The sequence below is a fragment of the Sinomonas sp. G460-2 genome (assembly GCF_047759905.1).
In the GTDB taxonomy this organism is placed as follows: domain Bacteria; phylum Actinomycetota; class Actinomycetes; order Actinomycetales; family Micrococcaceae; genus Sinomonas.
Map to the genome: position 1 here is coordinate 25,330 of NZ_JBKZWT010000010.1, position 15,772 is coordinate 41,101.

General features: G+C 63.5%; 13 protein-coding genes. 5 read left to right on the top strand and 8 right to left on the bottom strand.

The features are described 5' to 3' along the window. Nucleotides 1-68 precede the first annotated feature (68 nt). From ACLN58_RS02535 to ACLN58_RS02565, 7 genes are all read right to left on the bottom strand, one after another. Entirely contained in the window at nucleotides 69-1,277 is a 1,209-nt protein-coding gene (locus ACLN58_RS02535) for a sugar ABC transporter permease (protein WP_415853705.1), read from the bottom strand. 2 nt (nucleotides 1,278-1,279) lie between these two features. After that, entirely contained in the window at nucleotides 1,280-2,860 is a 1,581-nt protein-coding gene (locus ACLN58_RS02540) for a sugar ABC transporter ATP-binding protein (RefSeq protein WP_415853706.1), read from the bottom strand. After that, entirely contained in the window at nucleotides 2,853-3,863 is a 1,011-nt protein-coding gene (locus tag ACLN58_RS02545; RefSeq protein WP_415853707.1) for a substrate-binding domain-containing protein, read from the bottom strand. Before ACLN58_RS02545 ends, ACLN58_RS02540 begins: the two co-directional genes overlap by 8 nt. A 282-nt stretch (nucleotides 3,864-4,145) precedes the next feature. Then, nucleotides 4,146-4,553 (bottom strand): Zn-ribbon domain-containing OB-fold protein, encoded by a 408-nt coding sequence (locus tag ACLN58_RS02550; RefSeq protein ID WP_415853708.1) that lies wholly within the window; start codon nucleotides 4,551-4,553, stop codon nucleotides 4,146-4,148. Then, on the bottom strand, nucleotides 4,550-5,728 hold the full coding sequence (locus ACLN58_RS02555; RefSeq protein ID WP_415853709.1) for a thiolase family protein: 1,179 nt from the start codon (nucleotides 5,726-5,728) through the stop codon (nucleotides 4,550-4,552). Before ACLN58_RS02555 ends, ACLN58_RS02550 begins: the two co-directional genes overlap by 4 nt. A 46-nt stretch (nucleotides 5,729-5,774) precedes the next feature. Beyond that, nucleotides 5,775-7,718 (bottom strand): flavin-containing monooxygenase, encoded by a 1,944-nt coding sequence (locus ACLN58_RS02560; RefSeq protein ID WP_415853710.1) that lies wholly within the window; start codon nucleotides 7,716-7,718, stop codon nucleotides 5,775-5,777. Between the two features lie 447 nt (nucleotides 7,719-8,165). After that, complete coding sequence (locus ACLN58_RS02565) at nucleotides 8,166-8,789, bottom strand: TetR/AcrR family transcriptional regulator (RefSeq protein ID WP_415853711.1); 624 nt, start codon at nucleotides 8,787-8,789, stop codon at nucleotides 8,166-8,168. Nucleotides 8,790-8,917: 128 nt separating this feature from the next. Here ACLN58_RS02565 and ACLN58_RS02570 point away from each other — a divergent pair, with 128 nt between their 5' ends. The 3 genes from ACLN58_RS02570 to ACLN58_RS02580 all read left to right on the top strand — a co-directional run bounded on the left by ACLN58_RS02570 (nucleotide 8,918) and on the right by ACLN58_RS02580 (nucleotide 12,240). After that, nucleotides 8,918-9,892 carry an aldo/keto reductase gene (locus ACLN58_RS02570; protein WP_415853712.1) on the top strand — a complete coding sequence of 325 codons (975 nt, stop codon included), beginning with the start codon at nucleotides 8,918-8,920 and terminating at the stop codon, nucleotides 9,890-9,892. A 1,200-nt stretch (nucleotides 9,893-11,092) separates the two neighbouring features. Next, nucleotides 11,093-11,632 carry a CGNR zinc finger domain-containing protein gene (locus ACLN58_RS02575; protein ID WP_415853713.1) on the top strand — a complete coding sequence of 180 codons (540 nt, stop codon included), beginning with the start codon at nucleotides 11,093-11,095 and terminating at the stop codon, nucleotides 11,630-11,632. Nucleotides 11,633-11,868: 236 nt separating this feature from the next. Further along, nucleotides 11,869-12,240: a DoxX family protein gene (locus ACLN58_RS02580; RefSeq protein ID WP_415853714.1), complete on the top strand. Its 372-nt coding sequence runs from the start codon at nucleotides 11,869-11,871 to the stop codon at nucleotides 12,238-12,240. Nucleotides 12,241-12,537: 297 nt separating this feature from the next. Here the strand turns inward: ACLN58_RS02580 and ACLN58_RS02585 are convergent, their stop codons facing one another. Continuing rightward, nucleotides 12,538-13,197, bottom strand: a complete 660-nt coding sequence (locus tag ACLN58_RS02585) for a TetR/AcrR family transcriptional regulator (protein WP_415853715.1) — start codon at nucleotides 13,195-13,197, stop codon at nucleotides 12,538-12,540. Between the two features lie 163 nt (nucleotides 13,198-13,360). Here ACLN58_RS02585 and ACLN58_RS02590 point away from each other — a divergent pair, with 163 nt between their 5' ends. Beyond that, nucleotides 13,361-14,236, top strand: coding sequence for an NADP-dependent oxidoreductase (locus ACLN58_RS02590; protein WP_415853717.1), 876 nt, complete (start codon nucleotides 13,361-13,363; stop codon nucleotides 14,234-14,236). A gap of 65 nt (nucleotides 14,237-14,301) precedes the next feature. Beyond that, the gene (locus tag ACLN58_RS02595; protein WP_415853716.1) at nucleotides 14,302-15,321 is read left to right on the top strand and encodes an LLM class flavin-dependent oxidoreductase; all 1,020 of its coding nucleotides are present in this window, start codon (nucleotides 14,302-14,304) and stop codon (nucleotides 15,319-15,321) included. Nucleotides 15,322-15,772: the final 451 nt, after the last annotated feature.

The following is a 15,772-nucleotide window of genomic DNA, read 5'->3' on the forward strand; positions in this document are numbered from 1 at the left end:
CCCACAACTGCTCCTTCCGTTTATTCCAGTCCCTGAAGCATCCCGCTCCAGGGACCATTCTTCGAGGCTCAGCTCCTGCCTTGGCGACGTCGAACGAAGTAGCCGTCCAATCCGACTGCGATCACCAGAATCAGGCCCTTGGCGACGTTCTGCGCGTACGAGGAGACTCCGAGAAGTGCCATGCCGTTGTCGATGGTTGACAGCAAGAATGCACCCATGACCGCTCCCCATACGGAACCCACTCCGCCACGCAGGGAGTTGCCCCCGACCACTGCAGCCGATATGGCGACGAGCTCTAGAGTTGTGCCTGCATCAGCCGTCGAAGTTCCTGCCCTCGCGGTGAGCAAGACTCCGCCGATTCCATAGATGAGGCCCATGATGAGGAACGTGATGATCACCGTGCGCTTGGCGTTGATGCCTGCGTAGATTGCTGCCTCACGGTTGGATCCCAGGAGGAAGATCTGACGCCCGAACTTGCCTTTGGTCAACATGGTGCCGAGTGTCAGTGCGACGACGGCGATCCACAAGGTGGCGTAGGGGACTCCGCTTCGGCCCGAGCTGACCCAAATCAGACCCGCCGCTCCCACCAGGGGAAGGGCGACGATCTGGGCGTAGACACGCACTGGGGTTCGAGACGCGGACGTCTTAGCGTTCTGGAACGCTCGGAAGCAACGCAGCGCCGCGGCGAGAACCAGTACCAGAACCAGAGCCGCGTCGATCGCCAGCGGCATCTTGCCTTCAGAGAGCGCTATGAAGTCCGAGCTCACCGGCCCGACGGCGCCCGCATTCGTCCATAGGAGTCCGATGCCCCGCCAGACCAGGAATCCGGCAAGCGTCACGATGAAGGCAGGAATCGCCAGCGACACAGTCGCCATCGCCTGAACGATGCCCATGATGAGGCCGGCGCCCACCGCGGCGAGGATGCTCACCACCGTTCCAAGCCCGGCGACCTGGCATTGCGCTGCCACCAGGCCAGCGAGAAAAGCCGCGCTTCCGATGGAGAGATCGATCTCGCCGACGATGATCAGCACGGCAACGCCGGCGGCGAGGACTGCCACAACGGCGGTTTGCCGGAGGAGCAGCGACGCGTTCGTAGGCGAAATGAACGAGCCGTCCGAGGCGAATTGGAAGTACAGCACGAGTGCGAGGGTCGCAATCAGGAGCACACCTGCCCGCGAGAGCAAGATGCGCCTAACGGAAGCCCACGCCCTGGGGCGTGAAGTCGGCGGGATGGGGATCTCCGTCGTTTCGGCGGTTGGGGTGATACTTGTACTCATTCTCAGCTCACAGCTCCAGTAGCGGTCGACAGCAGTTCGTGTGACGACGAGCCACGCGGATATTCGGCTCGAATCCTGCCCTTGTACATCACCAAGGTGCGGTCGGCTTCAGTAAGGACCTCGTCGACATCGCTGGATATCAGGAGGATGCCGACCTTCATTTCCCGCGCAATTGAGCGGATCAATGTGTAGATCTCCCTTCGTGCCCCGACATCGACGCCCAGGGTCGGCTCATCGAGGATGAGCACTTTCAACCCGTCGATCAGGCAACGCCCGAGCAGGACCTTCTGTTGATTCCCTCCGCTGAGGGCGTCAATGGGCAGGCCGGGACGTGCGGGCCGCACTCCGAGCTTGTCCATCAGCTCGGCTACGCGCGCGCGCTCCTTCTTCGCGTCGAGCAGAAGCCGATGGCCTGTCAGCTCACTCAGCATTGAGGCGGTGAGATTCCTCGCAACCGATTGGCCTGGAAGCACGCCTTGCGACTTGCGGTCCTCGCTCAGAAGCACGAGTCCACGTCTGACAGCATGGTGAGGTCGCGACGGAAGCCCCACGGTGTCACCGATGACGCACTCGCCGGTGACCGCATGCGGCCAAGCCCCGTAGAGCGCACGGGCGAGTTCCGAGCGCCCGGCTCCGACCAGTCCGTAGAGGCCGACGATCTCGCCTTCGAAAATGTCGAAACTGGCGTCGAGCACTCGAGGGCGCCCAGCAGAGTAGCTGGAGTATACGTAGAGATCGCGCACCTGCAGAACGCGCGCGCCCACCTCTTCTGCTGTCGCCTCGCTTCTCAAGGCACGAATCGACTCGAGGGTCTTCCCGAGCATCGCGCTCACCAGATCGGACCGCTGTGGGACTGGGTCGAACTCAGCCGCTGTGGCTCCATTCCGGAGTACGAGGACGCGGTCCGCGATCTGGTCGAGCTCGTCCAATCGGTGGGTGATGTAGATGATCCCGACACCCGTCGTGCGCAAGCGCTGCAGGTATTCCAGCAACACTGTCGCTTCGGAATCAGTGAGTGCGGCCGTGGGCTCATCGAGGATCAGTACACGGGCCGATCGATGCAGCGCCGCAGCAAGAACGATCAGTCGCCGTTGCGGGGGTGAGAGCGTGCGCGCAGGAGCTCGGGGGTCGAGGTCGAGATCAAAGATCGAGAGTGCTTCCCTCGCTTCTTTGATGGCCTGCCCCTCGCTGTATATTCCGAAACGCCCCGGCAGATTCCCCTGGAACATGTTCTCGGCGATGCTGAGGTGCGGTACTACGTGAAGCTCCTGCGGCACCAGGACGACGCCGGCCTCGGTGCCGGCCCGCGCGGAGGCGAACCTCACTTCGCTCCCCTCAAGCTCGACCGTGCCCTCATGATCTCCCGCAGGGATGATCCCGGCGATGATCTTCATCAGGGTCGACTTGCCAGCGCCGTTCTCACCGGCGACAGCGAGTACCTCCCCTTGGTGCAAAGTGAAGTTGACCTTCCGCAGCACCGAGGTGTTCCCGTAGACCTTGCCGAGATCGCGGCCGGCGAGCACAGCCGGCGGCCTGATCCCGCTGGGCGGGCGTGGACCTGTGTGCGTCAGCAACTCAGCCACAGGAATCCTTGCCGTAGACGTCATGGATATTAACCCACCCCTTCGGGGCGATCTTTGTGACGAAATCGCACAGGTTGCTCTTCGTGACACTGGTGATGTGAACGTAGGCCTGCGGAACGCCGTCGACCGTGGCGTCCGGGGCCGGGGGGTTCACGCCTGTGCCGAAGGCGTGAGCGATGTCAGCTGCCTTAGTGGCCATCTCATCGATCGGCGTCCAGACCGTCTGGCCCTGCCACCCTTGGGCGATGTAGGCGAGGCTGGGCGTTGACGCATCCGTGCCGGTGATGAAGACGTCGCCCGGCTTCTTGCCATCTGCCTTCAGAGCGCTGACGACGGCCTGCGCACCCTCATCCCACGTGACCACGACAGCTTTGATGTCGGGGTCCTTCTGTAGGGCGGCCTCGGCCTCCTTCTGTGCGCCGTCGGCGGACCAACTCGGCGTGTACTTGTCATAAACCACTTGGACGTTCGGGTCAGTCTTGATCAGGTCGTCGTAGGGCTTCCCGATCACGTGCGCGGCCGTCGTCCCCTCGTCGCCTCGTATGATCGCGTACTTGCCGGACGGAACGGCCGCCAGGGCGGCCTTTGCATGCGCTACGCCGAGGTCAGTGTTGTTGCGTCCCACCGCATAGTCCGCCTTCGAGCCCTTCACGGTCTGGTCGTATTCAATGACCTTGATCCCCTGGGCCTGCGCCTTGGTAACGACGGCACCTGCGGCAGTGGGGTCGAGCGGGTCGATGATCAACACGTCGATACCCCGCTGCATCATGCTCTCCACCTGGCTGGCCTGGGTGGAGGCGCTGTTATCGGCATAGTTGACGATGACCTTGTCGCCGTTCTTCTCAGCCTCTTGCGTCATCAATTGCGCCTCGAACGGATACCGCTTTTGGTCCTGGGACCAGAAGCTGATTCCGATCGTGACGCTGTGGTGAGCCTGTGTTGCTGCGCTGCCCGATCCACAAGCGCTCAGCGTGATGAGAGACACAAAAGCACCTGCCGCCATGGCAATCCGTGCTCCTCGCGCCCCATTGCGTACTCCGACCATCGACATCCTCGTCTTTCAATCGTGAGGGCCGCCTTCCGGCTGAGGAACCGCGTTGGCCCCTCTCGCCGTTGTTGCTGGCTGACCGTAATGCTGAACATCTATACGGTATTTCGAAAGTTGATATCCCGTCAAGGGTCTTTCGTGAGCCTTGGACGCGGTCCCTGAATAGTGCTGGAAGGGACCGCGTGCCACTCGGCTGGCGGTGGAATACTCCGGCTCACCACGGGCGCCGTCGCCCGATCAACGTGGGTCAACGAGCCGCTCGAAGTACGGCAGCCAGAGCCCTCCCTCGGGGATCGGCTTCATTCGGACACGCACTCGATCGCCGATCTCCACGGACAGCTCATCAAGGCGCGACATGAACCGCAGTCCTTCGTCCAGTTGGACGTCGGCGAGGACGAACGGTACTTCGTGCGCAAACGCCTGGCTCGTGACCTGGCGCACGATAGAGAAGCTCCATACGGTGCCGAGCCCGCTCAACGTCACCCAATCGCGAGATTGGCTGAGGCAGTCGATGCAGGCTGGGCGGGGATAGTGCTGCAGGCGCCCACAGTCGCGACAGCTCTGAGCGACGAGGCGACCTTCTGCGGCCGCATCCCAGAATTCCCGATCCCAAGAGACCGGTGTGGGTCGGGGTCGCTCGCTCATGCAGCCTCCTCCGTCCCGAGGACTGCCCCGCACACCATCGCGAGGTTCCCCGAGTAAGACAGCATCCCGATGCCTGTCACAAGACCTAGAGCTGCGCCGTCCACCTGACGCTCGCCCGCTTCTCCTCTGAGTTGGTGCACAGCTTCCACGACATGGATCGCGCCGCCGGCCAGACTCGGCTGCCCGATCGAGAGCTGGCCACCGCCCGTGTTCAACGGGAAGTCGCCACCGATGGAGATATCCGTCCTTTCGATGAAGGCCCCACCGCCGCCCTTCTTGGCGAAGCCAAGGTCTTCGAGCATCATCAACACTGCGATGGGGTAGTCGTCATAGAGCTGGGCGAAGTGCATGTCGGCGCGAGAATCTCGATGGAAGATCCGGTCGGCCAGCACCGAGAAGCCGGTCTCGGTGCGCTGATGATCGGGACCGCGCGTCTGATGGTTGACCCGCTCGCCATAGCTGCGCATGTAGACCGGGGGCTTCGCCAGTCCCCGCGCGATCGCGTCGGCGCACACCACGACCGCGGCACCGCCCGCACATCGCATGACACAGTCAGCGCGGCGGATCGGGTCGGCGATGAGGCGGGAGTCCAAATAGTCCTGGATCGTCATAGGCTCACGCAGGAGGGCGCGGGGATTGAGCCGCGCGTGATCCCGAAAGGTCACCGCGATCTTGCCGAGCTGTTCGAGAGTTGTGCCATGCTCGGACATGTGTCGGCGCTGGATCATGCCGAAGAACCCATTCGGCTCAGCGTATCCGAACGGTGCAACCCAGTTTCGCAGGCTGTAGTCCCACGGGGCAGTCCTTCGGTCGTGGCTAAGAGCTGGGAGGTCGATACGGTTGCCACCGGCCGCGACGACCACCACGTCCGCGAGGCCAGCCTCTATAGCGGCGCGAGCGCGGGCGATACCCGCAAGTGTGCTGGCCCCCCCGTAGTCGGCCTTCATCACAAAGTTCAGCTCGAATCCCAGATGCTCGGCGATATGCGCGGAATCGTCCGGGATGGAGATCGTAGCGACCACAAGTCCATCGACACGGTCGCGCGTCAGCCCCGCATCCTCCAGGGCAATCGCGATCGCCTCAGCGATCCATTCCTCGTCCGCGCGGTCGGAGTGACGCGCGAACTCCGTCTCGCCCACGCCGGCGACCACCGCAGTCCGTTCAGACTTGGTCAAAAATCCTTCCTCCTGTCCGCACTGATCCCGTCTTCACCTTGTATGCTCAGACCCTCTCGAGCTTCTGCTTCTCCTCCAGCGTGGAATAGTCCGACTGGAGGTCGGCGGACCGGGTCAAGGCCCAGAAGTCTGCGAGCGTCCACGGGTTCTGGGTGATGATCCGCCCGCGTTCATTGCGGAAGTAGGTGGACATCCCGGGATGACTCCAGATCATGTTCTGGTGCATCGCCTGGATCGTCTCGTTGTACTTGTCGTACACATCCTCGCGGCACTCGACCACGTCGATCGAGTTCTCCGACATTGCTCGCAGCGCACTGAGGACGTAGTCGATCTGGCATTCCACGATGAATATGAAGCTGCCGCCGTGGCCGAGCTGCGTATTGGGTCCGTAGAGCATGAAGAAATTGGGAAAACCGGGGACAACTGTCCCGAGGTAAGCGCGCGAGTCGATGTCGTCCCACGCCTCTCGGATGCTGACGCCGTCGCGCCCGATCAGTTCGACCGGGGACAGGTATCGGACGACGTCATAGCCTGTGGCCAGGATCAAGACGTCGACTTCAGCCTCCTGGCCGCCCGAGCTGTAGATCCGGTTGCCGTCGATACGCGCGACCCCTTCATCGATGAGAGTGACATCGGGTCGAGTGAGCGCCTTGTACCATCCGTTATCCAAGAGCATCCGCTTGCCGAAAGGTGGAAAGTCGGGGGTCACCTTCGGGATCAGGTCCGGCCGATCCTCTAGTTGCTCGTTGATATAGCGGATGAAGAAGCGCCGATGCCGATCATTCTTGGCGTTCATGGATCGCTCGGGGTGCTCCCAGTTGGGGTCCTTCTGCAGGGCTTCGTAGACGGCGCTGTCGAAGATCCAACTGAGCCGAAGCCGCCACAGCCACTCATAATGCGGCACCTCGCGGAGGAGGAACCGGAGCGGCTCGGGTACCTTCTTATGAAACTTCTCGAATGGTGCGGCCCACTGCTTGGACCGCTGGAAGACCGTCAGGTGGCCGACGGTGTCCGCGATGGCTGGGACCAGCTGCATCGCGCTCGCACCATTGCCGATCACAGCAACGCGCTTGCCCTGGAGATCCACGTCGGAGTCCCAGCGGGCGGTGTGGACCACGGGACCCTCAAACGTATCCAGCCCGGGAATCGCGGGACGCTTAGGAGTCGTGAACGTGCCCACCGCGGTGATGAGGATGTTGCTGATCAGGGTCTCTTCGGTTCCGTCCGGATTGCGGAGCGTGGAATGCCAGGTGTGCGTCTCCTCGTCATAGCGGGAGCTGAGGCACTCTGTGCCGAAACGGACCCTCTCAGCGACCCCAGACTCTTCGGCAACCCGCTGGAAGTACCCCTGGATCTCCTCCTGCAGGGGGAAGTACATCGACCAGTCGCCCGGCGCGAACGTATAAGAGTACAGGTGCCCGGGAGTGTCAACCCCGGCTCCCGGGTAGCGGTGCGACGACCAGACCCCGCCAGCTCGGTCCTGCTTTTCGACAATCACGTGCGGAACGCCGGCCTGCTCCAGTTTGATCGCTGCCGCCACACCGGACATCCCGGCACCGACGATCAATGCACGGAAGCCATCCTTGACTTCGATTGGCTCGGAGGCAGAACCAGCGTATCTGGCGAGTTTGTCGACCATTACTGACGCGTAGTCGGCTGGAATCGGCTCCGCCTCGGTGACCGTCATCATCTTGATGAGCTCGTCACCGGTCAGAGTCGGCTTCGCGATCGGATTCCCTTCGTACCAGCCCATGATCGCCTCGGCGGCGGCCTCGTGCACCTGACGCTGGATCTCCGGTGCGAGACCCCCAGAGTCATTGTCGTCGAGACCGCGACTCCGTTCCGGCTGAAATGGCTCGGCGAGCCAGCGATCGTCGCCTGTGAACTGGTGAAGCAACAGCAACAGCGTGGGGATGTTGGTGTAGGGCATCGCCTCACGAAGGCCTCGCTCAAACGCCTCCCGGTCCACTTTTCGGTCCACCGTCGACATCCTTTCATTCAGATTCCCGTATGGCTATACGGTATATGGAATGAGGGTGCAGCGTCAACGTCCAAGGGTGATCGCCCGAGCGTGCCGGAGGCGCAACCGAAGGTAAATCCCGGGCGCGGCGGGATTGAGGGCACCCCGAACGCTCGAGCGGCCAGCCCACACCAATGGAAACGAGGCGCTCTGTTTGGCTTCCATTGGTCCCGTGGCGCAGCCGGTGCCCCAGCCCAGGGCACTGGGGGTCTGTTGGATTGGGCTAGCCGTGTCGTTGAGGGGCAAGACCGTTTGGGCTCGGAACCCCTTGGGCGAAGGTAAGGTCCTAGTGCAGCTCGGGCGCCCTGTTGCTGTGCCGACCGGGCTCGCCGTTCATACAATTGGCCTGGCGCATGCCACAGCTTGTTCGTTCCCGGCGGGAGTAGCCGCCAGCCTTGATCAGCACCCCTTGGAGTCTCAGCGGGTTACTTCACCCCAGTCCGCGATCGTGCGGGTGATGTAGACGGTGACGCTGGCGACGACATCGGTCGAGGGGTCGAGAAGCCATTGCAGCCCGATCCCGTCCAGGACGGCGGTGAGAAGGCGCGCTTCGATGTTGATCTCCGCAGGACTGAGTGGCGCGACGTCGCCGGCGTCGACGGCCTGCTGCAGGTGTGCCGAGAGCGTGGCGAGGTTGTCGGTGTAGCGGCGCCGGATGAAGCCGTGGGCCGGGTGGGCGGGGCTGGAGGCTTCGGCGGCGATGGTGGTGAACAGCTCGAGCAGGCCGCGGTTGTGCAGATGTGCGCCCATGACCTCAGGCAGCCGTCGGAAGTAGCCGAGCCCCGAGACGTCGGCGAGTCCGGTCTCTACGGTTTGGCGGTCCCATTCCTGCAGCACGGCCGCCAGAAGGCCCTCCTTGCTTCCGAAGTGCTGCAGCAGCGCGGCATGGGACACCCCGACGCGTTCGGCGATGGTGCGGAGCGAGCCGCCCGCGAAGCCATGCTCTCCGAAAACCGCCATGGCGACGGCGATGATCTGTTCCCGCCGACGGATCCCGGCGCGATAGGGACCCCGGGCTGCGGACCCTGTGGCACTCGGCACGGCCATCACCTCTCTCACAACATTCCGGCACGGTTTTCCGGCACCGTTGACGGAAACTTACCAGTCGGTTAGTCTTCAAGGCCAGAGGCCGTCCGCCACCCGCCATCACTAACAGAAGGAAGTTGCCCATGCAGTACTCCGTCCTGGGTTCGACCGGCGTCAAGGTGTCGCGGATCTGTCTCGGCACGGCCACGTTCGGTGTGGCGCCGAATGCGCAGGACGCCGGTCGCGTCGTGGACGCAGCGCTGGACCTCGGCATCAACTTCGTCGACACCGCCGATGTGTACGGCAACATGCCGGTCTTCGACCGGCCGGGCGCCCCGGCCGCTGCCGACCGTGAGCCCGCTGAGCGGATCCTTGGCCGCGCACTCCGCGGGCGTCGCGACGATGTGGTGATCGCCACCAAGTCGCACGGGCATATCGGACCCGGCATCAACGACGGCGGCCTTTCGCGCCGACACGTCATCCGCCAGGTCGAGACCAGCCTGCGCCGTTTGGAGACCGACTACATCGACCTCTACTACGCACACAATCCAGACCCCAACACTCCGCTAGAGCAGACCCTCGCGGTGTACGACGATCTGATTCGGCAGGGCAAGATCCGCTATGCCGGTTTGTCCAACCATCCCGCATGGCAGGTCACCCACGCCTTATGGACCGCCGACGATCGCCGGCTGCAGGCACCCGTCGCGACCCAGGTGAAGTACAACCTCATCGACAGGGCAGCCGAACGCGAGCTCGCGCCAGCCTGCCGCCAGTTCGGTTTGTCGATCGTCCCCTATGCGCCCCTGCACGGCGGTCTGCTCGCGGACCTTCGGGTTCTCGACCGGGATGTTGCCGGCGACCAGCGCTTCGCCGGACCCGGATTCTCCGAGGCCGAGATCGCCGTCGCCCGGGAAGTCGACCGGCTCAGCCGCGCCTGGGGACTGGCGCCGTATCAGGTCTCGCTGGCCTGGCTGCTCTTCCGCCCGGCTGTCGCATCCGCCATCGTCGGCGCCGAGACGATCGACGAGCTCCGCGCCAATGCCTCGGCCGCAGACGTCGATCTGGAGCCGGCCCAGCTCGACGCGCTCACCGCCCTCACCAGCGCCTCCACAGCCTGACCACCATTTTTCGAACGGTTAATCGACACCACCAGCCGTCATCGTGCCGCTTGTGATCGGCCCAATTGCCCACAGTGTGGTTGGATCGCCGTGTCGGCCCTGATGACTCGGTTGCCCCGTGCCCGTGCCGCACGATCGGCCAAGAAGGGCCCGGAAGTCGACGTTGGGATCTGAGGGATTGGGTCTGACTGCTGAGAGCGCATGGAGCAGATAAGGCTCAAAGCCAACCGCAGGGCAGTCGACGCGGTCGTGTGGGCGGCGCCGGGGTCACCGACCCCGGGCGCCCTGCCCCGGCCTGCCGGATGAGACCCCTCCGGCGAGTTCAATCCGCTCAGGCGGGCCTGTTCCTCCCACACGTCGAGACCTAAAGCCGCCGGGCCGGCAAGCGCGAAGACGGCCCAGCAGGACCGGAAGCATCAGGCGTCCCCGGGATTGCCGGCGGCCGACCGCGGTCATCAACAGCATGCCGCCGCCGACGACGAGGTGACGGTATTTCGTGCTCAGCCTGCCTGCCGAGAGTCCGATGCCGCGGGACGTCCGGCACGAGCTAGAAGATTATCGCTGGTATCCATCCCAAATGCTGAGTCCCGCGGAGCAGGTGGTAGCCGTCCTTTCGGAGGCTCTGCCCCACTGGTCGCGCTCGACCGTGATGCCTTGGTCGACGTCGTGCGAGAGCCCGACGATGGAAGCTTCTGTGGCCATGCCGGTGAGGGCAGCCTTGATCGAACTGTCGCCACTGCCCATCCTGCCCCGATCTCGTATCGGGTCGGCCCGGGGTCTGCTCATGCGTTGGACGCTTCAGCGAGGCGCTGATCGTCCCGCTTCTGCGAGCGGGCGGCCTGGACGTTCTCGGCGTTCCCGTGCGTCAAGGAGCTCCTGCGCCCTGTCGGCCTGCTCCTGTGTGGTGTGGTGCGGATGCTGGGTTCTACGGGTCATCGTCGGATCCCCCTTCTCGTCGCATTCGTTTCATGGTCGCATTCGTATTCATGAACTCTGGTACGATATGCCGTACATCAGTACGGTATGCCGAATGATGCGTGAAGTCAACGTTGCGCTGGCGCTCGCCGAGGGGCTCCGATTCGTGGCCGGCTCTTCGCAGGGTCGATCGGCTGGACAAGAGGCACCTCAACGTCGAACGACACGCCGATCGACATCCGGGTTAATGCACCATCTGGGACGCACCAGAAAGGGAGACGGGTAATGTTCGCCCACGACACCGAAGTCGCGTTGCGCAGCGTCGTCAACCTCGTCAACACGCTCGACCCCGACGGCGTCGACCATGTGAACACCGCCGCCGACCTGGACCACTTCCTCAAGGAGGAGGAATTCGCAGGTTCCCGCGTGCACGACGACGAACTCGCCTCGGTGCGCGCGCTGCGGTCGCGCCTCAGGACCCTGTGGGACGCCACAGAAGACGAGGCGGTTGCGCTCATCAACGAGATCCTGCGCGAATCGCGCACACTCCCCCACCTCGTCAAGCATGACCATTGGGACTGGCACCTGCACGCAACCACGCCGGAGGCCCCGCTCGCGGAACGCATCGGCACGGAGGCAGCGATGGCGTTCGTCGACGTCATCCGCTCGAAGGAACTGAATCGACTCCGAATCTGCGCCGGGGATGACTGCGAAGCCGTCCTCATCGACCTCTCCAAGAACCGCTCGAAGCTCTACTGCGACACCGGCAACTGCGCCAACCGAGCACACGTCCGCGCCTATCGCGGGCGCAAGACCATGAGATGAGTCACGAGAGCAGATACCTCGCACCAGACCGCACCCAAAGCAATGTTTCGAACCTTGGGATGACAACGAGAGCCGATCGGGCGTCGGCACCGAACCGGCCGGCTGCGGCATATCCGTCATATCGCGCGGAAACAGATGGGCGGTTTCCAGCGAGTAACTGGAATATTTGCTCCACTTCTGATGATATGCTCTGCGTAATCGGAGCGATCGCTCCGCTAGTCAGGAGGCAATCAGAAGTGAACGTGATCTTGTGGGTCTTGCAGATCGTCTTGGCGCTGATGTTCGCGGCGGCCGGCATTATGAAGGCAGCCCAGCCCAAGGAGAAGTTGGCACACATGCTGCCGTGGGTCGAGGACTCCTCGCCGATGACAGTGCGGTTCATCGGTGTCGTAGAGCTCCTGGGAGCTGTGGGACTGATATTGCCCGCTGCGCTCGGAATCACCCCACTGCTGACCCCACTCGCCGCGACGGGCCTGGCTGCGGTCATGGGGCTGGCGGCATTGACCCACTTCCGTCGTCGCGAGCCGGGGTCCATCACCTTCAACGCAGCCCTGTTTCTTGTCGCTGCCTTCATTGCCTGGGGGCGCTTCGGGCCATACTCGTTCTGACTTCCATTCCACGAGCGCGACAACCGCTCATGTCACCGTCGGCACCATCGGCTCCCCTGACGGTCACCGACTGATCTATCGGGCAGGCATCACGCGTGCATCTGGCAAGCCGGAGGACCCCTAGAACTGGGTGGGGCGGCGCATCCACGTGATGATCAATGAGATGCGGCAGGCAGCAGCTCGGTTGACACCGCCTTGTCCCGTGCCGACGTCGTCGGCAGTTGTCTCGGCCTTACGGGCCGCAGGGCCACCAGACTGCCGCTGGCAGAGTTACCTAACAGGTCATAGACACTCGTCTCAGACACGACGCAGTCGGCTCGCACGCCCGGTGGTCTGGCTCGTCGACGGGAGAGGTGGAAGCGGTTCCGTGCCCATTTCTCGGAATGCTTGGAGCATGTAGCACCCAAACCGTCGCCATTCACCCGACTTCGCACCGTCGACGCCCCGGATGAGTCCTGCATTGGCGTTGAGCAGAAGGTACAGGTCGCTGTGATCGAAGTCACCCCGAACCGCCCCGGCCTCCTTGACGCGGTCGACGAGCAGGACAGAGGCGTGCAGCGCGCGGCGGATTTCGCTGCGAAACAGCGCCGTCGCGGTGTTCGGGTTCAAGACGACTTCGCTGAAGGCCAGATCAGTGGCCTGTTGCTCCAACATGTACATCACATAGTCGGCGAAAGCTCCCCACGGCTCAGTGAGGGCCTGGTTGGCGGCATGCTCGGTGCGATCAGCATAGCGAGTCATCTTCGCTTCAAGCACCACAGCGACCAGCTCGTCAATCGAGGCGAATCGGCGGTAAATGGTGCCAACACCGACACCAGCCGTATCGGCGATGTGCTCCAGCGTGACCGCGGTGCCCTCCTCCGCCAAGACGCGCCCGGCAGCACAGATGATCGCCTGCCGGTTGCGCTCGGCATCCGCACGTAGCGGCTTGGCATCCGCAGGGCTCATCTCATCCATAGTGCCATTGTATCAATCTGGAATATTTGCTCCGGTTCTGTCGTTGGCTTCAATCGGAGCAACTGCTCCACTCTTATAACCACATGGCCGACTGAAAGGCAGGAACATGAAAGCTGTCGTACTGACCGGGTTCGACCGAGGTCCTGAAGTGACTGAAGTGGATATGCCCGAGCCTAGGCCAGGCGAGGTCCGAGTCCAGGTGCGGGCGGCCTCGATCAACGGATTCGATATATCGGTGGCGAACAGCCGACTAAAGGGAATGATGGAGCATCGGTTCCCGGTCGTCGTCGGCAAGGACTTCGCCGGCACTATAGACGCCCTCGGCGACGGCGTAGCGGGCTTTTCGATCGGTGAACGTGTCTTTGGGGTCGTCATCAAGGATGTCCTCGGTGACGGATCGTTCGGCGAGTATGTGACCGTGCCGACGTCGATGGGCATCGCCCGCATCCCTGAGGGCGTCGACTTCACCGAGGCGGCTGCATTGGGGCTGGCCGGCACCGCGGCGGCCGACTCCTTTGACGCGGCCGGCATCAGCGAGGGCTCGACTGTGCTGATCGCAGGCGCCACCGGCGGGGTTGGTCAGCAGGCGCTTCAGCTCGCCGTCAACGCGGGCGCTCACGCCGTCGCCACCGCGCACGCCAGGGAGGAAGTCGCCAAGGTCCGCGATCTCGGCGCCGCGAGCACCGTGGACTACACCGGCGACGTGTCTACTCAGGTACGCGAGCTGCATCCGGAGGGCGTCGACGCGGTCCTGCACTTCGCCGGGGACCCAGTTGCCCTGTCCTCTGCAGTGAAGCCCGGCGGGGTGCTTGTCTCCACACTGGTAATGGACCCGCATCAGCTGCCAGTCGCGGGCATCCGCGTAGTGCCGATCTACGCGAATCCAACGACTGCGACCCTGCAGCGGGTGGCTCGCAACCACGCTGAGGGGCACACGACCGTGACTGTTCAGCGGATATACAACCTGGACGAAGCTCCGGACGCCCTCGGACACTTTGCAGCTGGCACGCTTGGCAAGCTCGTCATCTCGATCGACTAACCCTTACAGCCGGTGCGGGGACACTTCCGTCTCCGCACCGGCCCACACCATTAAGGACAACCATCATGGAGCTCGGGGTCTTCACCCTTGCCGATATCTATCCCGGCGACGGCGCAACCGCCGCGAGCCGTATCGATGACATCATCAGCTACGGCATCGCCGCCGAACGGCACGGGCTCGACGTCTTCGGCATCGGCGAGCACCACAGCCGCCAGTTCGCCGTGTCGTCACCAGCGATCAACCTCGCCGCGATCGCGCAGGCGACCAGCAGGATCAGACTCACCACCACAGCAACGGTTCTTAGCGTGCTCGACCCCGTTCGCGTCTATCAAGACTTCGCCACGCTTGACCTCATCAGCCATGGCAGGGCGGAGATCTACGCCGGGCGCAGCGCGTTCGCCGAGCCCTTCGCGTTGTTCGGCGAGAACATCCACCAGCTCGACGAGCTGTACACCGAAAAGCTGGGCCTATTACTGAGGCTGCGCGATGAAGACAAGGTAACATGGCACGGCCAGCACCGGCCCTCCCTGTACGACGCGAGAGTAAACCCCCGAGCTCACGGTGCACTCCCGGTCTGGGTCGCCGTCGGCGGAACGCCCGCGAGCGCCCAACGTGCCGGGCAGCTCGGACTTCCGATGGCTCTAGGGTTCATCGGTGGGACCCTCGACCACGCCAAGCGCCTCATCGACCTCTACCGCGCTGCCGGAAGCGCCGCAGGGCACTCCGAGGAACAGCTGCGCGTCGGGATCACAAGCCATTTCTATGTGGGAGAGACACCCGGACACGCGGTCGACGAGTTCTATCCCTACTATCAGCGGTATCTTTCGCCCGTGACGAACGGTGGTCGAGGCTGGCACCTGGATTATCCGAGCACCGTCGAGCTGGCGGCACGACGCGGTGCGCTCATGGTCGGCGAACCCTTACAGGTCGCGGAGAAAATCCTGGACCTACGTGCCGAGCTGGGCGTCGACCGCTTCCTCGGCCAGGTCGACCTCGGGGGTATGCCACAGCAGATGGTCCACGATTCCATCCGACGATTCGGGGAGATCGTCGCCCCCGCCGTGCGGCACGTCCTCACAGCCTGAGACCGCGAAGTGCCCCGATGATCGCGAAGGCTGGATCTGTAGAAGGACCTCGTGTGCATCAAGGTTTTCGGCATTGGACCAAAGACCTGGGGCTGTTCGCCGACTTGACCGCCCGTCTGATGACAATTCAGGGATATCCGATGCCACGGGAATCCCGCCCTATCTTCTTGGACAGCGGCGAAGAGTCAGCCGCGAAGTCAACGGCTTCGCTTCGCGCCCTGCGGGCGGCAGGTTGCCGCGCGGTTCGCTAGATACACCACATGGGCCAACGTCGTGAAGCGGCTCGGGAAAGCAACTTGGTGGCTACGAGAATGGTTTCCCCGTGCCCTGGCAAGAGCCGGCATCGCCCGATGTGGATGGGGAGCGTCAGAACTTGAGATGGCGGCAGCGCCGACGGGAATGCTATCCGTACGGGTGCCAATGGAATCGTTCTACAGAGAGCGACACGGCG